Annotated in this window: 14 protein-coding genes; 6 read left to right on the top strand and 8 right to left on the bottom strand. The window is 42.3% G+C overall.

Features of this window, described 5'->3' with window-relative positions; all coding sequences use genetic code 11:
* Positions 1-9 precede the first annotated feature (9 nt).
* Positions 10-696: a hypothetical protein gene (locus tag FD724_RS23195; RefSeq protein ID WP_179075599.1), complete on the bottom strand. Its 687-nt coding sequence runs from the start codon at positions 694-696 to the stop codon at positions 10-12.
* Positions 697-1,063: 367 nt separating this feature from the next.
* Here FD724_RS23195 and dnaX point away from each other — a divergent pair, with 367 nt between their 5' ends.
* Positions 1,064-4,459, top strand: a complete 3,396-nt coding sequence (gene dnaX, locus FD724_RS23190) for a DNA polymerase III subunit gamma/tau (RefSeq protein WP_179074244.1) — start codon at positions 1,064-1,066, stop codon at positions 4,457-4,459.
* 117 nt (positions 4,460-4,576) lie between these two features.
* Here the strand turns inward: dnaX and FD724_RS23185 are convergent, their stop codons facing one another.
* Positions 4,577-5,983, bottom strand: coding sequence for a glycosyltransferase family 2 protein (locus FD724_RS23185; RefSeq protein WP_179074243.1), 1,407 nt, complete (start codon positions 5,981-5,983; stop codon positions 4,577-4,579).
* Positions 5,984-6,676: 693 nt separating this feature from the next.
* On the opposite strand from FD724_RS23185, the gene ebsA reads away from it, so the two are divergent.
* Positions 6,677-7,051 carry a type IV pilus biogenesis protein EbsA gene (ebsA, locus tag FD724_RS23180; protein WP_012410470.1) on the top strand — a complete coding sequence of 125 codons (375 nt, stop codon included), beginning with the start codon at positions 6,677-6,679 and terminating at the stop codon, positions 7,049-7,051.
* 77 nt (positions 7,052-7,128) lie between these two features.
* Here the strand turns inward: ebsA and FD724_RS23175 are convergent, their stop codons facing one another.
* From FD724_RS23175 to FD724_RS23165, 3 genes are all read right to left on the bottom strand, one after another.
* Positions 7,129-7,938: a PEP-CTERM sorting domain-containing protein gene (locus tag FD724_RS23175; protein ID WP_179074242.1), complete on the bottom strand. Its 810-nt coding sequence runs from the start codon at positions 7,936-7,938 to the stop codon at positions 7,129-7,131.
* Between the two features lie 268 nt (positions 7,939-8,206).
* Positions 8,207-8,839, bottom strand: coding sequence for an RloB family protein (locus tag FD724_RS23170; RefSeq protein ID WP_114082991.1), 633 nt, complete (start codon positions 8,837-8,839; stop codon positions 8,207-8,209).
* Positions 8,839-10,140, bottom strand: a complete 1,302-nt coding sequence (locus FD724_RS23165) for an ATP/GTP-binding protein (protein ID WP_114082990.1) — start codon at positions 10,138-10,140, stop codon at positions 8,839-8,841. The genes FD724_RS23170 and FD724_RS23165 overlap by 1 nt, the downstream gene beginning before the upstream one ends.
* A 216-nt stretch (positions 10,141-10,356) precedes the next feature.
* Here FD724_RS23165 and FD724_RS23160 point away from each other — a divergent pair, with 216 nt between their 5' ends.
* The gene (locus tag FD724_RS23160; RefSeq protein WP_179074241.1) at positions 10,357-12,276 is read left to right on the top strand and encodes a GTPase family protein; all 1,920 of its coding nucleotides are present in this window, start codon (positions 10,357-10,359) and stop codon (positions 12,274-12,276) included.
* Positions 12,277-12,576: 300 nt separating this feature from the next.
* Complete coding sequence (locus tag FD724_RS23155) at positions 12,577-14,250, top strand: ATP-binding protein (RefSeq protein ID WP_179074240.1); 1,674 nt, start codon at positions 12,577-12,579, stop codon at positions 14,248-14,250.
* Positions 14,251-14,403: 153 nt separating this feature from the next.
* Here the strand turns inward: FD724_RS23155 and nifJ are convergent, their stop codons facing one another.
* Entirely contained in the window at positions 14,404-18,060 is a 3,657-nt protein-coding gene (gene nifJ / locus FD724_RS23150) for a pyruvate:ferredoxin (flavodoxin) oxidoreductase (RefSeq protein ID WP_179074239.1), read from the bottom strand.
* Positions 18,061-18,333: 273 nt separating this feature from the next.
* Here nifJ and FD724_RS23145 point away from each other — a divergent pair, with 273 nt between their 5' ends.
* On the top strand, positions 18,334-18,513 hold the full coding sequence (locus FD724_RS23145; RefSeq protein WP_179074238.1) for a hypothetical protein: 180 nt from the start codon (positions 18,334-18,336) through the stop codon (positions 18,511-18,513).
* 108 nt (positions 18,514-18,621) lie between these two features.
* Complete coding sequence (locus FD724_RS23140) at positions 18,622-18,825, top strand: hypothetical protein (RefSeq protein ID WP_179074237.1); 204 nt, start codon at positions 18,622-18,624, stop codon at positions 18,823-18,825.
* Between the two features lie 6 nt (positions 18,826-18,831).
* Here FD724_RS23140 and FD724_RS23135 read toward each other — a convergent pair whose 3' ends face one another.
* Both FD724_RS23135 and FD724_RS23130 read right to left on the bottom strand, forming a co-directional pair.
* Entirely contained in the window at positions 18,832-20,085 is a 1,254-nt protein-coding gene (locus FD724_RS23135; RefSeq protein ID WP_179074236.1) for an RNA-guided endonuclease TnpB family protein, read from the bottom strand.
* 371 nt (positions 20,086-20,456) lie between these two features.
* Complete coding sequence (locus FD724_RS23130; protein WP_179071337.1) at positions 20,457-21,797, bottom strand: transposase; 1,341 nt, start codon at positions 21,795-21,797, stop codon at positions 20,457-20,459.
* Positions 21,798-21,885 lie beyond the last annotated feature (88 nt).

The raw sequence follows: 21,885 nt of genomic DNA, 5'->3' as shown, positions 1-21,885 counted from the left end.
CCGATTCGACTAATTTTCTGTTTGCTCTGTAGTCGATTGACCGGCAGGATACAATTGATTGATCAGTGCCTGGACAAGCACTTGTGGATCATCTGTCTCAACGGCAAGCTGTTGAGCAATCTGCTGGCGTAAGTTTTCATCCTCCTGCAACATTACAAACAACTCTTCTAGGGTGACAGTTTGATATTCTCCCTCTGGGGGATTCTCTGGCGCATCTACTGACTCTGATATCGAGGGCGTTGTCTCAGATTGTAAAGTCGTACTAAGAGCATCTGGCCCTTCATATTCCCAAATTGGTTCGCCTTGATTGCGCGTCAACAACTGCATTCCAATACTATAGGCAACATCTCCGATTTTTCCGATATCCAACTCACCCAGTTGTACTAACCGTGCAGCTATTTCATTATTCGGTGTCGGTGATGCTAGCAATTTTTCACCAAAGCGCCCTAACCACTGAACCCAGTTTTCAGTAGTAATCCGATGTTCAATATTATGCAGCCACTTTTGCGCCCAGGCTTCCCCTCGTGCTTGATGTACTCCTTGCAACAGCTCGGTGAAGAGAAATTCCAGATCCGTATCGCTTAGGGGTGGGGCTGGTTCTTTTGGAATATTCCCTCTAGATTTTGAGACATTCTGTTTTCCAACGAACAAGCTCTGAAAAAGCTTTTTGAGCCATTGAAATAGCCGCTTGAGCATCTGCTGCACCATCGAGTTTTGCTTATCTATAAAATTGTAGCGATCGCACTGGACTATGGCGTTAGTTCTTTGTCATTTGTCATTAGTCATTGGTCATTAGTTCTTTTTTCCCTACTTCCTACTTTTGATAAGAACAAATGTACTAAATGCTATGCTATAATTCCGATACATTGATGTTGAAATCATAGTAAAGAATTATGATCTAGTTGCTTGCTTTCCTGAGTGCCAAAATTGACGGCATTAGTTGAGTGTAAGCGCTATAGCAACATCGATGAAGAAAGCAGGTACGAGAGTTTAAAATAATTGAATCCCAAACTCGACTCGGTGCTACTAATTAACGTTGAAAGGCATTGAAGTCTATTTTTCCATGTCTTACGAACCCCTGCACCATAAATATCGCCCCAAAAGTTTTGCTGAACTGGTGGGACAAGAGGCGATCGCTACAACCCTCACGAATGCGATCGGCACATCTAAAATCGCCCCCGCCTATTTATTTACAGGGCCAAGAGGTACGGGGAAAACTTCTAGTGCCCGAATTTTAGCTAAATCTCTCAATTGTCTCAAAAGCGATCGGCCCACTGCTGAACCCTGCGGCGTATGTGATGTTTGTCAAGGAATCACCAAGGGTTACGCTTTAGATGTAATTGAAATCGATGCTGCTAGTAACACTGGTGTCGATAATATCCGCGAGTTGATTGAAAAAGCCCAGTTTGCCCCTGTGCAGTGTCGTTACAAGGTTTATGTAATCGATGAATGCTTAACTGGAGATTCTCTGGTTTTGACTGACGAGGGACTTCAAAGAATTGATGATCCCAAAATTAAAGATAAGAAGGTTCTGAGTTACAACGACTCATTAGGTAAGTGGGAATTCAAGAAAGTTGTCAGGTGGTTAGATCAAGGGGAAAGACAAACCCTGGTTATCAAAACAACTAATAGAGAAATTAGATGTACGGGTAATCATTTAATTAGGACAAATCAGGGATGGCTACCAGCAAAGGACGTAAAAGAAGGAGTGAAGATACTATCCCCTGTGAATGCGGATGCGGCATCCTCATTTACAAATTTGGTATCGATGGACGCACCCGAAGGTTTGTTAGCGGACACCAATTTAAAGGCAATACATCTGGGCAAAAATCATACGACTTGGAATCTATCCTTAAACAAGCCGAATTACTCCGACCTTTCTGTGCTTGCGGGTGCGGAGAAAAGCTCGATATCCCAACCTTTTTACAAAAAAAAGGACGAGGAATCATCAGCATCCAGTCTCGTTGGGAAAAACATCCATATAAAAAAGGACACGGAATCTGGAAACTTAGAACAGAAAAGTTCCTTGCGGATGCGGCAGTTATCCAGCCAAACGCACTTGGACTTATCTACGGAACCTTACTTGGAAATTGCTCTATCAGTTATCCCAATAAATACAGCAGATTCCCCAGATTGTGTTGGACACACTCAGAAAAGCAGCAAGAATGGTTGGAATACAAAGCTTATCGCCTTGAAGAATTGCGTCCAAAACTGCGAATTACAGGTAACAAAGGATACGGGAACATATCAGTTACCTGTAACACCGCTTGTCATCCCCAACTCAAAGATGTCTTGGAAATCGTTAAACCAAATGGGGATAAAAAGCTCGTCTCTATGGACTGGCTTAATCGAATTACCCCAGAAGGACTTGCTTGGTGGTACATGGATGATGGCTCACTCAGTCTCAGTCCACAAGGAAGTCCACAAATTCAATTGCATACAGAAGGATTCTCCGGCGCTGAAAATCAACTCATCGCCAGTTGGCTTACAGCAATGGGATATTCAGCCGCAACAAAGTTTTATACCAGAAGTAGTACAGGCAAAACATACCACTACATTCAGATGGGCGCAAGCACCAGTAGAAAATGGCTCGCAGACCTTAAACAATATTCCATTCCCTCGATGGATTACAAGTTTGGAGACAGTCGAATCTGTTCACCTCGCTGGGGTTGAGCGAGTTTACGATATTGAAGTAGCAGATAATCATAACTTTGTAGCAAACGGGCTTTTGGTACATAATTGCCACATGCTCAGTACCCAAGCATTCAATGCGCTACTTAAAACCCTAGAAGAACCACCGAGACACGTAGTTTTTGTATTGGCGACAACAGACCCGCAACGGGTGTTACCAACGATTATTTCGCGCTGTCAAAGGTTTGATTTTAGACGTATTCAATTAGAGGCGATGGTTAAGCATTTAAGTGCGATCGCATCTTATGAAAGCATTCATATTTCACCCGAAGCTGTAACCCTGGTAGCCCAACTTTCTCAGGGAGGGTTGCGAGATGCCGAAAGCTTACTCGATCAATTGGGTTTGTTAGCGGGTGAAGTGACACCAGATAGAGTTTGGGATTTGGTCGGGACGGTAAGCGAACAGGACTTGCTGGGACTTCTAAATGCGATCGCTCAAGATAAACCCGAAGCAGTTCTTGACAGTACCCACAAAATTCTTGATCGTGGTCGAGAACCCCTAATTCTTCTGCAAAATCTCGCCGCTTTCTACCGTGATTTACTCATAGCCAAAACAGCACCGAACCGCCACGATTTAGTTGCTTGTACTCAGCAAACTTGGACGGCGTTGGTTGAGTTTGCTCAATACTTCGATATGAGCGTGATTTTGGCAGGACAGGAACACCTGCGAAAAGCTGAAGTACAAATTAAAAACAGCACTCAGCCGCGTTTATGGTTGGAAGTAACATTACTAGGATTGTTACCTAGTGCGACGACAAATATTCAACCACAAGCCCCAAATATCGCGCCGCGAGTTAACCCACCTGCTGTATCTCCAAGTTATCCTCCAGCAGTTGCCCAAAATTATGCAGTCTCTTCTTTACCAGTAGCGGAACCACAAACAAATCATAATTCTACAAACCATCATGTAGCGATTGCCCAAAATCAGCCTGTCACATCATCTGGCGCAGTTGAACAGCAAAGAAATCACAATTCTGCTGCAAACTCAGTTTCACCACCAACCCCAGAGCCTGTTGCTGTTCCTGTACCACCTGCGATCGTTGAACCAGTAATTTCAGAAGTTGTTGGCGAAGCAGAATATGACTTAACTCAGGTTTGGCAACAGGTGCTTGCTAACCTTCAGCCAAAATCAAGGCAAGAAATGCTGCGTCAAATGAGCCAACTTATAGAGTTCGACGGTGTTATGGCTCGAATTGCTATCAAGCAGGCATGGTATGACAAGGGTAAATCTTATCTACCGATGATTACGGAAGCTTTCCAGCAAACTTTCCAGCGTGAAATCCAGATAAATATAGAAAAAGGAATTTCTTCAAACTCTACCTCCGCCAAAAAAAATCCTCCGCCAAAAGATTCTAGTCGCGTTCAGCAACCAGCTACTCCTAGTTACAACCAGCAAATTCCGCCTCCAGCGCCAGTAGCACAGCCAGCAACGCCAGCACCAGCACCGCTAAGAACCGAGCCGCTAGCAAAAAATGGAAATGGGGTAAATGGAAATGGAGTAAATGGAAATGGAGTAAATGGAAACGGGGCAAATAGAAATGGAATAAATGGAAATGGGGCAAATGGAAACGGGGCGCAAACTTTGCCTCCACCGCCACAACGAACACCCGCATCTGATTGGGAAATTGATGAAGTTGCGATCGCTGCTCAACGTCTAGCAGAATTCTTCAACGGACAAATTATCCGTTTCACTGAGGATTCAACAGAATTCTCCGATTCCATAGCTACACCTGAATGGGTAGAGGAATCAGAAGTTGATGATGAGTGACAATTAAAGCATTGCGTGAAGCACGGGGTTTAAAACCCATTCTTCTGATAAAAAAATGCAAAATTATTTTTGGTAATTTTGCATTTTTAATTTTTAATTTTTAATTCCCCAAAGGGGCTATTCCACATGCCCCGTATGCAAGGTTTTCACCCATTTTAGGCGCTTTGGTCTTACCGACATCCGGGCAGTAGTACTGCTCATGACGACCAACCAGTGCAACATATATAAACTGCCACGCAGGGTTTGCACCAGCATCGTAAGATATGTAGAAAGTGAGAATTTCTGATCTTGACGTATGCGCGTTAGACCTGTGTACATCCCTACCATCGACATGGTAACGGACAAGCCTGTAATGGGACTTAACATTGGTGGACGATGACGCGCGATCGCCATCAACAAATCTGGTACTGCTGCTGTAGGTAAGATATACATAATCAGCATAAAAATCAGCAAATCCCAGCTTTTGCGCGTTCCCATGCGGTTTTTGAGAATTAAATCCCAATAATCCAGATAGCGTTGATAACCACCTTCTGCCCATCGGTTGCGTTGATGCCAAAGTGCGATCGCATTTGTCACACCTTCTTCTTGCACAGCTGGATGGAAAACACACTCAATATCCCATTTATCCAAATGCAAGCGGATTGTCAAATCCAAATCATCGGTAATAGTTTCCTCATTCCAGCCACCGCAGCTTTCCAAGGCTGAACGCCGGACAAATTGACCATTACCCCGCAGTTCGCCAATACCACCAAGGGCAGTGCGCTGTTGCTGAAACCAGGTATCAAGAGCCATTTCGGCCATTTGCCCCTTAGTCCAAAAATTATCTTTAGCGTTGGCGATCGCTTTTCGCACCTGCACCGCCCCCACCTTTTCTCTTTGGAATAAAGGTATTACCTGTTGCAGCAAATCTGGTGTCACTTGGGCATCAGCATCAAATACTGCTATTATGTCGCCCTTTGTTAGAGGCAACACCTGATTCAACGCCCCTGATTTGCCGCCACTAGCTTCTGCTGAACGCCTTAATACTTTCAGTTGATCGTGTTTCTGTTCTAGTTCTGCTAATAAATGTGGCGTGCTATCACTGCTGTGATCGTCAATAATCCATACTTCATACTGCCCACCTGGATATTCCAGGTTACAAAGATTTTTGACTAATTTTGCAATTACTGCTTCTTCATTTTTCGCAGCTACTAACACAGATACAAAGGGCAAATCTCCCTGTATTTCTTTTGGATAGCGACGAGATTTAGTAAACACGACCACCAAGGCATGAAATCCTAGAATAGTGGTCAGTCCTAGAATAAATATGGAAGCCCAAGAAACTAAATGTAGAGCGATCGTGCCACTCCAGACGATAGTCAAGACTAGAGCTGCTTTGCCTCTACGACCTTGAAACCGGGATGGTAGAGACATAGGATCTGTCTCTAACACTGACTCCTCATCTACTGATAGGTCAGACAACAAGGAGTTGAGCGGATCAAGCTCTTGATAAGAATCTTCTTCGGGCCAGGAATTCGCTGGCATAGGTTAGGTTGCTTGATTCAAAAACCAGTATTTGTCTACAGTTAGTAATTTTACGGACAAATATCCCTAAGCTACTTTTCCCGATTTTAATCGGAATGGGTAAACTGCAATACCCGCTATCCCTAAGCCAAAAGCCGCCGGGACTACTTTTGTTCTGACTGTCACTCTGGGTAATTACTTAGCATTAACCACGTTTGCTACTCTTAGACAGAGGCTTGATTCCTTTGATACCCACTTGGGCAGGAAGCTTGTAGAGTCGGACTTTCTCTAATGAGAACTCCGGTTTAGGCAAAGTGATACCAAGGTGACAGCAGCTTATTGTTGGAAGAAACAGCAATAATAACATCCACAAATTTATAGTGTGGGTTTTTCATGTTATGTTATTGCGCCCAGCTGCGATCAAAGTTAATGCAGCCTTATTGTAACCGAAATTTTAATATTTCTTAGCAGTAACTTCATTTATGGAGTATGAGAAGAGGCAGAAGGGCGGGGAGCAGGGGACAAGGGGACAAGGGATGAGAACTTGAAACAAGTCTTTCCCCTTGTCCCCAATTCTCATTGTCCCCAAGTCCTCTTCCCAATTCCCAATTCCCACTCCCTCTTTCTACCATGTGCTTTAGACACATCTTTTGGGAACACTACTAACATCCACTAATATCCCTAGTTGCCAACTAACTTGAGGAATATTTAACCATGTCTATTGAGCAACTCCAGCCTGCTAATCAACAACAAGCCAGTGTTTACTTACCTTACGTCCAAGGCACTAAGCGCAATTTTTTACCCTATGCCATCAGTCTTTATCAAAAAGGGGTTTTGGAGGGACACCGAAAGATAGAAGCTAGTGAACATGTTCCCTTTGTCGCGTCTTGGAATGTTGCTACTTTACCCTCAGACTTAACCCGTTGCCGAATTCAGTTTGATGGCAATGCTGACTTGAGTTACGAACTTATGATGGCCAGTTTCGAGTTTATTAATTTTTTAATTGAAGTTATGGACAACTATAAACGCCATCGTTTGACCGATTTTTCACAACCGTTTTACCGCAAGCTACTGCGTATAGATGATTGATTAAACACGAGCCGGACTTTTGCTAGTTCGGCTCGTTTTTAAAACTATCCTGTGTGATTATAAAACTTACCAGCTTCTCACCTTAAAAACATCTTCTTAGGGCAGATGTGTTTTTTTCTTTTCAAAACCATACCAAAACCAGCTACCAAAAAAGTGCCGAGAATGCTAGCAGGTTCTGGAATAGAAGTTTCATCAATAGGTACTTTGATTCTTAAATTCGCCAGGGTAGCATTAGTGATGTTCAAGGATGTTACAGTTGGCGAACCTGGGATATCAGACTGGAAATCAAAGACTGTGGGAGTTGAGCTACCATTGCGATCGCTATATCGCACTCCATATCCACTTACTTCAAAAGTGCCCTGATACTGCTTTCCGGTGTCTGGATCGGTGACAGTACCACTGTATAAGGCTTTTATGAAATTAAATTCATCTTGAACTACTCCTTGAAATTTGGTTCCTGCTAATTGTCCTTGGTATTTATAGGGTGTCAACTGACCACCAGAGAGAACCGGCGATGTGAGAACACCATCGAACGAGACAAAGGGAATACCTTTAAAGTCAACAAAGTAATGCAGACTTCCATCAGAGCGTGTTTCTACCTGTAAATAGTTTGACTGGTATACAGGAACATAATTAGGATTATTGTTAGTACCTAAGTTCCGGTAATAAGTTCCAGTGTCATCCGTATCAATACGAGTAATACTGTTATTAAAATTCGGATTATTTCTGGGAAGTTCGATTGTTCCTGATAATGTACCAGTGCTTTCAATTGTAATGAATTGAGCAGCAAAAGCACTTGTTCCACTTAAAGCGATCGTCACTGCTGCTAAATAACTGCCACTAAGAATTGCACAACCTAGCTTAATCCCTGATAAACTTACTTTCATTAACAACTTGCTCCTTGAAGCGCCGATATAAACACACGTAATATGCTGAGATTCATTTAAAATTTTTCTCAGGCACAGTTTATTATTCCCAAGTTTGTGAAGTAAGCTTTATCGAAAACAAAAAATATTTTGATCAAAAGCGGGAACATTTTATCTAAATTGTGATTCAACTTAAACAATATTTATCATAAGCCTATTAATTTTAGTTTTTTTAGCTGAATTTAACTAGCGTTTATTCTGTACAATCAAGTAATACAGATAAATTTTTCTAACTATTCTCTAAGCTTAATAAACTACTAATCAGTTTAGGCAAGCCTCTACAGCAGGGATTTGAATGCTCAGATAATTCATTCCGTTCTATCTGCTTTGCCATCTTCTCAGCACGTTGAATCGCTTGTTCAGTTAATGATTTCAATGGTTTTGGATACAAGCACATTGATTTGTCATAGTTGGGTATATGCTTGCCGAGTAAATTAACTAACCTATCACGATTGATTTGTGCAAAATGGTCTTGAAAGTGAATTAAATACCAGAGTTCAAAACAAGGATTTGTAATTGCGAGATTAATCTTTTGGCTTGTAGCCCGATTTATTGCACTTTGCCAATTTTCCAGACTCTTTTCAATATGCTCATCTCCATCAAAAACAGCCCAAGCCTCATCTTCTTTACTCCACTGCTGGTTATCTTCTCTCTGCTGTCGTTCTTCAATGAGTCTTTCAATAATGCTACGTGGATCAGTTTTGTTTTGATGAGGCAATACAATAATATCTAAAGTTGATGAACGTAATTCATTGCGGATACTATTGAAATAAATTGGTTCTGTTTTACTTCCTTCACAAGCAATTAGTATTTTCTGAGCAATATTCCTGCTAGGTGGACGACGATTTAACTTTCTTGGCACTACTCATCACCCTGTAAAATCATTTCCTCTTCAGATGGGAGAAACGGAACTGCTCCAAAACGACCATCTAAATAAGCTTTGTCAATCGCCAAATCGTTTCGCACATGGAAATCAGTTAAGGGATACAACTCAGTGCTTTGGTCAGGGCGCTTTTGTGTAAACCAAATTTGGTCACGGCGTAACAAGTTATTTCTTTGTAAGGTGTTATCATGACTTGTCAAAATCAGTTGAGCATTTCTGGGATTAGTTTTAGGATTTTGAAATATTTTGATAATAGTTCTTACAATATTAGGATGAATATTTGTGCCTAATTCATCAACAATTATCAATCCGCTTATGTTCAAAGCTGCTACTACCCGGAATGCTAAGTAAAATAAACGTTGAGTACCAAGAGACTCTTCATCGAAAAGCCACTGGATTTCATTACCATCATCAGTGTTATGTACAGCATATATGTTGTAGTCAGCCTGAGCATCAGATTTCTTTTTTAACTCTATTCTAGAGAGTCCAGTGTCAGACTTCTGTACAATATTTAATGCTTGTTTAAGTAATTCATTGAATACATAAATACTAGCATCTTGTATAACCGTAATCGAAACACGGTCAAAATCTTCACTTCCTAAGCTAATTCCACGCCATCCACTTCCTAACCAATTTGTAAAAGACTTAATTATATTTATTTTTAATTTTACTAATGTACTAATAAATAACTCATTTTCTCTAATATTATCCTGAAGTTGATTATGTGCTCCAGCAAAATCATCACCAGTTTTCCATATAAATTTTTTTTTACTCTCATCCCATTGACGATGAAATAAACGACGAGTCCGTTTAGTTGTGTTTAAAGCATAGTCTAAGTTTTCTGAGATGATATTATTTTTATTAATTACTAGTGAATAAGTATAGATATTATTATCGAATAAAGTTCTTAATTCAAATCTTGTGGATTTTTGAGCAGAGATACTATCTAATTTAAAAGGGTCTAGTTTTGCATATTTTAAGATTCTGTAGAATTGCACTGCTTCCTGTGTGCCATAAGCCATTATGAGCAATAAATAATCCAGAGCTTGGATAACATTACTCTTACCTGAAGCATTAGCCCCAAAAATTGTTAGAACAGGTAAAAGCTCAATATCCCACCCCTCAACATGGTATCCAGGTGCAATTTCATGATCTGACTTTACCCGTTTGCGTTTGCTACTTTGGCTTGTCTGACGATCGCTGTATTTTTGAGCAACCGCACTTAGGGTTACAGGTTCTTTAATTGAGCGGTAGTTTTCGACTGTAAAATCTACAAGCATAATTTAACGCCCACAAGTCAGTTTTTTGTGATTTATTCACGTAAATATTATCTTAAAGGTAGGCAAATCTCCACTTCTACCACAACAAACCACATGAACTCGCAGCCAGTGTAAGCATATTACTACACTTTAATACACCCATTAATCCACAACTCACCACCAGATTTAGATCGACAATAGGAATATAAGCAGTCTAACCAAAGCAGGTATAGGGTAATGGTGCGATTAAAACCGTGGCAGTGGGTCGTCTTAGCAATCCCGATCGCGTTTATCATTATTTTTTTACTGGTAGCCGCCGGTTCGCAAATTCATGCGTGGGGTATTAGTTGGATTTGGGGTGTGTTCACCCTTTTATTCGTTGGTTGGCGCTGGCTACTCGTAAAATGGACTCAACCTGCCGTTAACCAAGTAGAAGCTGTATTGGCTCAAGTTCAAGAAGAATTAGAATCGGCAGTAGAGGATACAGTTAGACCACCAGTAGGAAGTGATGTCACAAAGCTTGCAGAAACCGCACTCCAAGAAATTCTGCAAGCGTCACAAAGCGATCGCCCAATTTGGGAAGATTGGCAAACTTTTTGGACACGATGCCAGGATTTAGTTGTAGCGATCGCTCATATCTACAATCCTCAAATTCAATATCCCCTGCTGAATATTTACGTCCCCCAGGCTTACGGACTGATTCGGGGAACGGTGGATGATATGGATCAGTGGATGCAAAAATTATCCCCAGTTCTTAATCAGGTGACGGTTGGACAAGCATACCAAGGATATGAAGTCTACCGGAAGTTGGAACCATCGGCTCGAAAATTTTGGAAAGCTTGGAATTGGGCACAGTGGCTTTTAAATCCGGTGGCGGCGGTGGCAAAACAAGCCAGCCAGGGTTCTAGTAACCAAGCAACTCAGCAATTATTGGGGAATTTAAACCAGCTATTTCGGGAAGCTGCCCTGAAAAACTTATGTCGGCAAGCGATCGCACTCTACGGGCGTAGCAAATTACCAGTTTCAGCAACCGTAGTTTCCACACCAACTTTACCCAAGGCAAAAACCCAAACACTCCGAGAAATACTGACTCAAGCTCAATCAGCCGAGGTAGTTGAGCAAAAACCCGTGAATATTCTGCTGGTGGGGCGTACAGGTTCAGGGAAAAGTAGCCTGATTAACACGCTATTTCAGGCAGATTTAGCAGCCGTTGATGTTTTGCCCAGTACCGATCGCATTCAAAATTATCAATGGCAAACTCAAAGTGGTGAAACCTTGACGCTTTTGGATACGCCTGGCTACGAACAAGTCAACCATGCCGATCTGCGAAACCTGGTGCTTGATTATGCTATCGATGCAGATTTGCTGCTGTTAGTCACCCCTGCCCTCGATCCTGCCCTGCAAATGGATGTAGACTTTCTGCAAGATATCAAAGCAGAAGTTGCAGATTTAACTGCGATCGCGATCGTCACTCAAGTAGATCGTCTGCGTCCCATCCGCGAATGGCAACCGCCTTATGATTGGGAATGGGGCGAGCGCCCAAAAGAAATTGCCATTCGAGAAGCTACTGAGTATCGCGCCAAATTGCTAGGAAAATTCTGTAATCTAGTTCTACCCCTGGTTACAGGTGACAGCAAAACAGGTCGAGTTGCTTGGGGAGTGGAGGCGCTTTCACTGGGATTAGTAGATGCGATCGCACCTACCAAGCAACTCCGTCTCGCCCGATTTTTACGTAACCTTGAAGCCCGTACCGTCGCTGCTGCCAAAATCATCGACCACTACACCTTCCAGATGGCGACAACCCAAGGACTAACGGCATTGCTCAAAAGTCCCGTCCTCCAGTTTGTTTCTACGCTCTCAACCGGATCTCCAGCGCTAGCATATATGCTGGCAGAACAAATTCCCGTGGAACAGTTGCCGATTGTGATTGGCAAACTCCAAATGGGATATGAGCTTTTCTCGCTCTTGAATACAGCTAACCCTAACCCGCTCAACTTTGAATTGCTATCCCTCTGGCCGCTACTGCTAGAAAATTCCGCTTCACCCGATCGCAATGCCTGGGCATTTGGTCATGCTCTAGTGGAGTACTGGACTCAGAATCTAACGGTTGAACAACTCCGGGAGCGATTTGAGTATTATCTATCGATTGCCAAATAATTTGTCTGTGTTGAGGAATTAATGTCCGCATTTTCCATTCTGGTACGCGTAAATAGCGATTTTACTAGCCACGTTCCCTCAGTCTTATTAAACACCACAAGTTGCATTAGCTCTTTTGGTCAACTAAGCATATTTGCTTAATGGAATATATTTATACCTGTAAAAAATAGAACGCAAAATGCGGTGACATTTCGTACTATTAACATCAAAGTTAAGATTACGATTAAGAGTAGGTGTCTGTTGAAACCTACCCGCTTTACCTGAGTTTTTATCCAGACTTCCTTTTGTTCGGAGTTATTTATGAAAAATATATTAGACATCTCCATTTCTCAAGAACAGAATTTACATCAGAGCTATAGCATTTCGTCTTATAATCGGCTGCTTTTGGTCGTGAAAGATTTGGCTTGTGTGCGGACTATTGAGGAAATTATTGAGATTGTGCGTTTGGCTGCTAGGGATCTCACCAATGCTGATGGAGTAACTTTTGTACTGCGAGATGGTGAATGTTGCCACTATGTTGATGAAAACGCCATCGGGCCACTTTGGAAAGGTATGCGTTTTCCACTCAAATCTTGCATCTCCGGTTGGGCAATGCTCAATAAGCAAGCAGCTGTGATTGAGGACATTTACCAGGATGCTCGAATTCCTATTAATGCCTATAAAGTAACTTTTGTTAAGAGTTTAGTGATGGTTCCCATAAGGATTGCCGATCCACTGGGTGCGATCGGAGCCTACTGGAGTACAACACACTTAGCCACGTCTGAAGAAATAGAACTGCTTGAGATTTTGACCGACACTACGGCAGTGGCGATCGCGAACGTTCAACTTTTCCAGAAACTTACGAACCAAAACGCCCTCAAAGACAAATTCATTGCGATGTTAGCTCACGAGTTGAGGAATCCTGTTGCCCCCATCTCGAACGGGGTTCAGCTTCTCAAATTGAAGCTGGGCGAGACTGGTGCAGTTGGAGAAACAGTTTTAATGATGCAGCACCAGATTAAGCACCTCTCGAAATTAATCGATGAGTTACTCGATGTATCGTCCATCACTTACGGGAAGATTTCATTAAACCTTGAGAAGGTTAATCTAGTGGAATTGGTTCGCCAAAGCCTCAATAACCATGCACAAGCAATTAAGAGATCGAACCTTAACGTAGTACAAGACCTGCCAAACAAGCCCGTGTGGGCTTATGTTGACTCTACCCGCTTCTTTCAAATATTTGGAAACCTTCTTGATAACGCCTTAAAGTTTTCAAAACCAGATGGGACGATCTGGGTGGATCTCTCATATATTCCAGGTGAAAATGGCTCAGGCAGTTTAGCAGCTTTATCTGTAAGAGACTCAGGCATGGGGATAGAGCCGACAATTTTACCAGAACTCTTCGAGCCGTTTACCCAGGCCGATCGCAGTTTAGACCGTTCGAGGGGTGGGCTAGGTTTAGGACTCTCGGTAGTAAAAAGTCTTGTGGAACTTCATGGTGGTAATGTTGAAGCCTCAAGTAGAGGGATCAATTTGGGAGCAGAATTCAAAGTTACTCTCCCTGTATGCGAAGAGATTACAACCTTGGACAACGATCTGGAGACTATGGAGGCGGCTAAAAAATCGTTGAAGATTTTAGTGATTGAAGATAATGACGATTCTGCTACAACATTAAAAGCAGTACTTGAGCATTTCGGGCATGAAGTTTCCATTGCCAAGAATGGAATTTCAGGTGTACAAACTGCAAAAGAGTTGGAGCCTCATGTGATTATTTGTGACATCGGACTTCCCGAAATGGATGGATTCGCCGTTGCACAGGAACTGAGTAAAGACTCTAAATTTAGTCGCTCAATTCTGATTGCGCTCACCGGTTACAGTGGCCAGGAGGATAAAGAACTTGCGCTTAAATCTGGTTTTAAATGCCACTTGACCAAGCCTGTGGACTTTGAAATACTTACAGCAGAAATTGATCGATACTTTCTGGTGAGTGCGTAAAGTTGCCCGTCGTAAACATTGGGCATTGGGCATTGGGCATTGGGAATTGGGAAGAGGACTTGGGGACAAGGAGAATTGGGGACAAGGGGAAAGACTTGTTTCAAGTTCTCACCTCTTGTCCCCTTGTCCCCCTGCCCCCTGCTCCCTTGCCTTTTATGCTGTGGGAATATCGCGCTTTGCTAAATATTGATACATCTGCCAACGTGCATCTACCTCAGCTTGCGCTTGTTCTAACAAGTTCTTGGCTACGTCGGGTTTGCTCTTGGTAAGCATTTTGAAGCGATTTTCTTGATACATCGAATGTTCTACAGATTGCGTAGGCGATCGCATATCCAATTGCAAAGGATTTTTACCCTGTTTAAGCAATTCTGGATTATGCCGATACAGCAACCAACGGCCTGATTCTACCAGAGTTTTTTGGTGATTCATCCCGGTAGTCATGTTAATGCCGTGGGCGATGCAATGGCTGTAAGCAATAATTATTGATGGGCCATCATAAGCTTCTGCTTCCAAAAATGCTTTGAGAGTATGTTCATCTCTAGCACCAAGGGCTACACTCGCTACGTAGACATTTCCGTAGGTCATGGCAATCATTCCTAAGTCTTTCTTCCCTCCTGGCTTGCCACTGGCGGCATATTTAGCAACTGCGGCTCGTGGCGTAGCTTTAGAAGATTGACCGCCTGTATTAGAATACACTTCTGTATCCATTACTAGGATGTTGACATTGCGACCACTGGCAATTACATGATCTATACCGCCAAAATCAATATCATAAGCCCAACCGTCACCGCCAACAATCCAAACGCTTTTTCTCACCAAGTAATCTGCAAGGGATTTGAGATTTTGGATTTTGGATTTTAGATTAGGATCGAAAGTTACGATTTCATCTAACTTCTGCTGCAACAGTTCTATTCTTTCGCGCTGTTCCCAAATGTCAGCTTCAGATTTTTGTTCAGCTTTGAGAATAGATTGAACTAAATCCTCAGAAACTATTTCCCCATTCCCTATTCCCCATTCCCCATTCCCCAATTGTTGCAACAATTCCGCCGCAAACTCAGCTTGTTTGTCGAGGGAGAGGCGAAAGCCAAAACCGAATTCGGCGTTATCTTCAAATAGATTATTTGACCACGCGGGGCCGCGTCCTTGGGCGTTGGTTGTCCAAGGAGTTGTAGGGAGATTTCCACCATAAATTGAGGAACAACCTGTGGCATTGGCGATGACAGCGCGATCGCCAAACAATTGTGTTAATAGTTTTAAATAAGGTGTTTCACCACAACCTGCACAAGCACCAGAGAATTCAAATAAAGGTTCTTGCAGTTGTTGTTGGCGAATCTGGTTTAATTTTAGCGATCGCCTGTCAGGATTTGGCAAACTCAAGAAGAAATCCCAGTTTTTCCGCTCTTGCTCTTGCAATGGCAACTGCTTCGCCATGTTAATCGCTTTCCGCAATGGCTCAGATTTATCTTTAGCAGGGCAAATATTTACACAAATCGTACATCCTGTACAATCTTCTGGGGCAACTTGAATGGTAAATTTTTGATTGGCAAAGTCTTTATCTTTTGCACCAGTTGATTTAAAGGTTCCTGGTGCATTGACTAACTCATCAGCTTGATAAGCCTTGGCGCGGATAGCACTGTGGGGACAAACCATGACGCACTTACCACACTGAACGCAGACATCCGGCTCCCATACAGGTATTTCTTCGGCAACATTACGTTTTTCCCACTTGGCAGTACCTACAGGGAATGTGCCATCAACAGGTAGTGTGCTAACAGGTAAATCATCACCTTCCCACACCATGATTTTGCCTAGAACTTCCCGGACAAATTCGGGAGCAGAGTCCAGCAATCTTGGGTTTTTAATTGCTGATTGTTGATTTTTGATTGTCTGTGGGACATCTACTTTATGCAAGTTGTCTAAGGTGTTGTCTACAGCTTGCAAGTTCATGCGGACAACTTCTGGGCCTTTTTTACCATAAGTCTTGTCAATCGCTTGTTTGATTTTAGCGATCGCTTCTTCTTGCGGCAAGACTCCGGCTAAGGCAAAGAAACAGACCTGCATAATGGTGTTAATTCTGCCACCCATGCCACTTTCACGGGCAACCTGACTAGCATTGATTACGTATAACTTCAAATGCTTATCGATAATTTGCTGCTGTACCTTCAGCGGCAAATTGTCCCAGACGTTATCTGCATTGTATGGACTGTTAAGCAGCAAAGTCGCCCCAGGAATAGCAGCTTTCAAAATATCTATGCGTTCTAGAAATCCCCAATGATGACAACCAATAAAGTTGGCTTGGTCAATCAAGTAGGTGGAGCGAATTGGCTCTTTGCCAAAACGTAGATGCGAAACTGTCATTGAGCCAGATTTCTTGGAGTCAAAGACAAAGTAGCCTTGGGCGTAATTATCGGTTTCTTCACCAATAATCTTGATAGAGTTTTTGTTAGCTCCAACAGTACCATCTGAACCCAACCCATAGAACATTGCACGAACAACATTATCCGATTCTGTCGAGAAGTTAGGGTCAAAGCTTAGAGAAGTATGGCTAACATCGTCATTAATCCCAATAGTAAAATGATTCTTCGGTTTAGCTTCGGCAAGGTTGTCAAAAATCCCCTTCACCATCGCCGGCGTAAATTCTTTAGAAGAAAGACCGTAACGACCACCGATAATTTTAGGGGATGAGGAGGATGTTGCTCCCATTACCCCCTTATCTCCCCCTGCTCCCTCATCTCCCCCATCTCCCTCATCTCCCCACGCCTCATGGATAGCAGCCACAACATCCAAATACAAAGGTTCTCCGGCGCTACCTGCTTCTTTGGTGCGGTCGAGAACTGCGATCGCTTTTACGCTATTTGGCAACGCTGCAACAAACCTTTGCACATCAAAGGGGCGATAAAGTCGCACTTTCACCACACCAAGTTTTTCCCCACGGGCGTTAAGGTAATCTACTGTTTCATGGACGGTTTCACAGCCGGAACCCATGAGAACAATGACGCGATCGGCATCATTGGCCCCGTAATATTCATAGATTTGGTAATGCCTCCCCGTGCGTTCTCCAAATTGATCCATGATGCGCTGGACAATTTCTGGACAGGCGTTGTAGTAAGGGTTAGCGCCTTCACGTCCTTGGAAATAGACATCAGGGTTTTGAGCAGTCCCTCGCAATACTGGACGATCTGGGGTGAGGGCGCGGCTGCGGTGGGCGAGTATGAGATGATCGTGGATGAGCGATCGCAAATCATTATCTGCAAGCAGTTTAACTTTCTGCACTTCATGGGAAGTACGGAAGCCGTCAAAGAAGTGCATAAACGAGACTCGCGTCTCTAAAGTCGCAGCATGGGCGATGAGAGCAAAATCTTGACTTTCCTGTACCGAAGCGGAACACAGTAGGGCAAAACCAGTAGCACGAGCTGCCATGACATCGCTATGGTCGCCAAAAATTGATAAAGCGTGGGTAGCCAAGGAACGCGCGGCAACATGAACTACAGCACTAGTCAACTCACCAGCAATTTTGTAGAAGTTGGGGATCATCAACAATAATCCCTGAGATGCTGTGAAGGTAGTACTCAGGGAACCTGTTTGTAATGCCCCATGCACAGCACCAGCCGCTCCCCCTTCGCTTTGCATCTGCACGACACTGGGAATAGTACCCCAGAGGTTGGGACGACCTTCTGCTGACCAAGCATCTGCCCATTCACCCATTGCTGAAGAGGGGGTAATTGGATAAATGGCAATTACTTCATTTAGTTTGTAAGCAACACGGGCGACAGCTTCATTTCCATCAATGGTTGCAAATGTTTTGTTCATAATATGATTTTTGTCCCCGTCTCTCAACTGCATTATCAGAACACGTAAATAGAAAAATTAAAAATAGCTATAGTCAGGTAGGCATTGCCAAGCAAGCAGTTTCTTATGCGCTTTTCAGTTAACTTTAAATAAATACTGCATATATGAATATCTCATCTGAAATAGCGCATCTATTAATATGTCTTAATCATGTACTCAATAACCCAAGTATTGATTAGATAAGGCTTTGAGATAATTAATTCTTTTTTGTGGGGTATAGGTTCGGGAATATTTTTGTTTGCTAAATTCAAGCTGAACTGCGATCGCTCCATGTACCAATTGCTGCAAATCCTCACCTATTCACAAGCACAACAGAATGGGTTAGTGTGCCCTAAACGCATGGATACATTTTGGCAGGTGGACTATACAGAGAAATTCTCAGATGAGAAAATCAAGAAAAATATGACACAATAAATTATTTACGGGACAGTTAGTGATGATGGAACAAAACAGGTCGGTGAAGGATTTGAAGTTCAATCATCTGAACCAGGATTGTATGTAATTACGTTTTCACAACCTTTTGTGACTACTCAAGTTGTAGTTACCACCCTCAATAGTTGGGGAGCAGATAATCAAATTGTTGTTAAGGATACAGACCTCAACAAATTCCAAGTTTCTATATGGGGTCTGGAAGTTAAACAACAGTCTGGATCAACTTCTGCACAATTGGAAGTTAAGAAAGAAAAATCGTCTTTTAATTTTATAGCGATCGGGGAAGGTAATTAAGGTGAACTACCCCAACTTACCGAGTACGGTTGAAGTTGGGGCTTCTGTAATCACGGGAGAGTGCCTAAACTTAGACTTTCGCCCAAGAATAGGACTTACCTCTCCTCCTACAGCAGAGACGGCTGAACCTTCCGCCTTTATTATTCTGATGCCTTCTGCTCTAATGTTCTGCGCGGCGTTCGCGTCACGCGAATGATGAGTGCCGCAGTGTGGACAAGTCCATTCACGGACATCCAACGGCATCTCACCTATTTGATAGAAACAATTAGAGCAGAGTTTGGAACTAGGGAACCATCTATCAATCTCAACCAACTTTCCACCTCTGCGTTCTAGCTTATAAGCTAAAAAGTTAGTGAATGTTCCCCACCCTACATCAGATATTGATTTCGCCAATTTATGATTACGAACCATGCCTCTGACATTAAGATTCTCTACTATGACAGCTTGGCTATCGCTGACCAACTTGTAACTAAGTTTATGTAGGAAATCTTGCCTTGAGTTACTAACTCGTTCGTATACTTTGGCAACAACTTTTCTATATCTATTTCTTGACTTGCTCCCTTTAACTTTACGTGCTAATTTTTTTTGCTTACGTTTTAGATTTTTCTCGTGTTTGGCAAGGTGCTTGGGATTATCGTAAATAGATACCTTTTCGCCGTCAGTGACGACAGCAAAGTGTTTCAAACCTAGATCAATCCCATATATCTTACCTTCTGAAATAACTAGATTTTCGCCAACTCCAGTCGGAGACGCTACACGAACAATCTCAGTCAAGATGGATGCAAGGTACTTACCTGATGGCGTTTTGCTCACAGTAACAGTTTTGATTTTCCCCTCAATAGGTCTGTGTATTTTGGCTTTGACTATCCCAATATTTCCAGGGAGTTTGACATTACCATCTACAATCTTGACGTTTTGAGGGTATTGAATAGACTGTTTGCCATGCTTAGATTTGAATTTGGGAAAACCAGCACGTTTCTCAAAAAAGTTCTTATATGCAGTGGTTAGATTGAGTGTTATAGCCTGTAAAACTTGGCTATAACACTCAGATAACCATATTGTCTCTTCAGCTTTTTTGAGTGCAGGGAGAAATGCGTTGAGTGCAGCACGTCCAAGCCCCTTACCCGTCTCTAAATAATTCTCAATTGACTTATTTAGGGCATAATTCCACCACCACCTAGCACACCCAAAAGTTTGAGCTAGTTGATTTTGCTGTTCATCTGACGGATATAAACGGACTTGTACAACCTTGTGTAACACTCAGCACCACCTCCTTGATGTGCTTACTTTAACATAAATACATATTGCGGTAAAGTACTTAAACAAAATAATTAGGGATTCGTCATACATCTGAAATTTGTTTTTGCTTGATGCAAAAAAATCAATTCCAGATGCAATCCTCATCCCCCGCTTCCTATCCCCACCTTATGAGTACATTGTTCGCGTTAGCGTCTCGCAGAGAAGGTGGGGACTTCCGCGACACGTTAAAGGTATTCCAAAGCATACAGAACTTTGCAAGTAAATGAGTATACTCCTCGATGCCTTGGGGAGGATAAGCGATCACGCAAGTGGGGTATTCTTGTACCTTACAAACTTGAAATCTGCTCTAATTTATCAATACCTTTGCCAATTTACGAGGGTTCAACGCCTGTAGAAACGTTATGAATCCGTCCCAAAGAAGTAATCTTGGCAAAAATCTGGGTTAATAAAATAGGCTCAGGCATTTCCGGAAGCATTTTTAAGATTTCACGGACATATCGAAAACCACGATAATGAGTCTTCAGGTCAATAATGCCAGAGTCGGGATTAAGGAGACGAAAATCCAAGAGAAGATGATGGGACAAGTTGACCATGAAAAATGCTAAATTAACAGCATTAGTCACAGCAGTTTGGCTTAAGTTCATGAAATCTTCCAGTCCCCAAAACTGCTTGGCATCACGGAAATTAAACTCGATTTGGAAGCGCAATTTGTAGTAATCTATTATTTTTTCGTAGGACAACTTTAGGTCACTAGAAAATAGAATTACATGACTACGAGCATGAGTTTTAAGATTAATTTTAACTAAAATAACTACATTTAGTGCTTGGGCAAATTCCTTGTGAAGGAGAGTGCATTGATAAACATCAGTTTGAATTTCATCCTCTATGCTACTTTTACGCAAATACTTATCAGGTATGTTATGGTAGTCAATCTTATCACCGTATTTACGACGAGAGCGTTTATGGGAGTCAGGATGTTGATATGGGATATACAATGCAGAATCGTGGCGCAACTTAGAAATTATGTGTAAGTTAACAAGACGTGCCATCTGCAAAGCATTATTGTTACCAAAATGCCCATCTAGCACTAAGTAAGTAAGCGGCACAAATCCAGCTAATAATTTGAACAGCGAATTAATCATCTTTTGAATTCGCACTAATTCAGATGTTAAAATCACCTCGGCTTTATTCTTATTCTTACTTCCTTTTGGTCGTCCACGCTTACGTTTTTCTTTAGGCTTTATTTCTGAGGCTAATGTTGAACTACTTTTTTCTACATCGCTCTTAATCACCTGTTCTATTTGAATGGGAAATGAGTGCCTTTGTTCAACACTTACTAATGATAATGTAAAGAAAGACAGTCCTAATATCGGTTTACTTACTAGGCTGGAAAAGAATCTATCCAAACCATAAGTTTTTTTACCTGATTTACTCACTACAACTTCATCTCCTGCAAGCAAATACACCTCATTTGCACGGAATAAATGCTTACGGAAAAATAGCCAAAACAACGTCGCCCAAGGTATTACTGTCTGAAAGAATCTTAATATCGTCCGATAACTACCACCAGTGCCTGCCCAACGCGAGATTCCCAACATCGTGACTCGCCCGCTCATCGTTAACATAGCCAGGATTATTTGGTTAAATTGCCGCATTGTTGTCGCGTTGATCTGCGGTAGCAGGCATTGTAGCAGTGATAAGATATCAGGCATGGGCTGCTTGTAGTGTTTGATTTATCGTTGTGAGAGACAATAAATCTACTACGAAATGCCCTACCTCTTCATACTCTTATTTTGGCAA

The sequence above is a fragment of the Nostoc sp. C057 genome (genome assembly GCF_013393925.1).
GTDB classification, from domain to species: domain Bacteria; phylum Cyanobacteriota; class Cyanobacteriia; order Cyanobacteriales; family Nostocaceae; genus Nostoc; species Nostoc muscorum_A.
The sequence above is the reverse complement of the archived record's forward strand: the minus strand, read 5'-3'. Positions and strand labels throughout refer to the sequence as shown.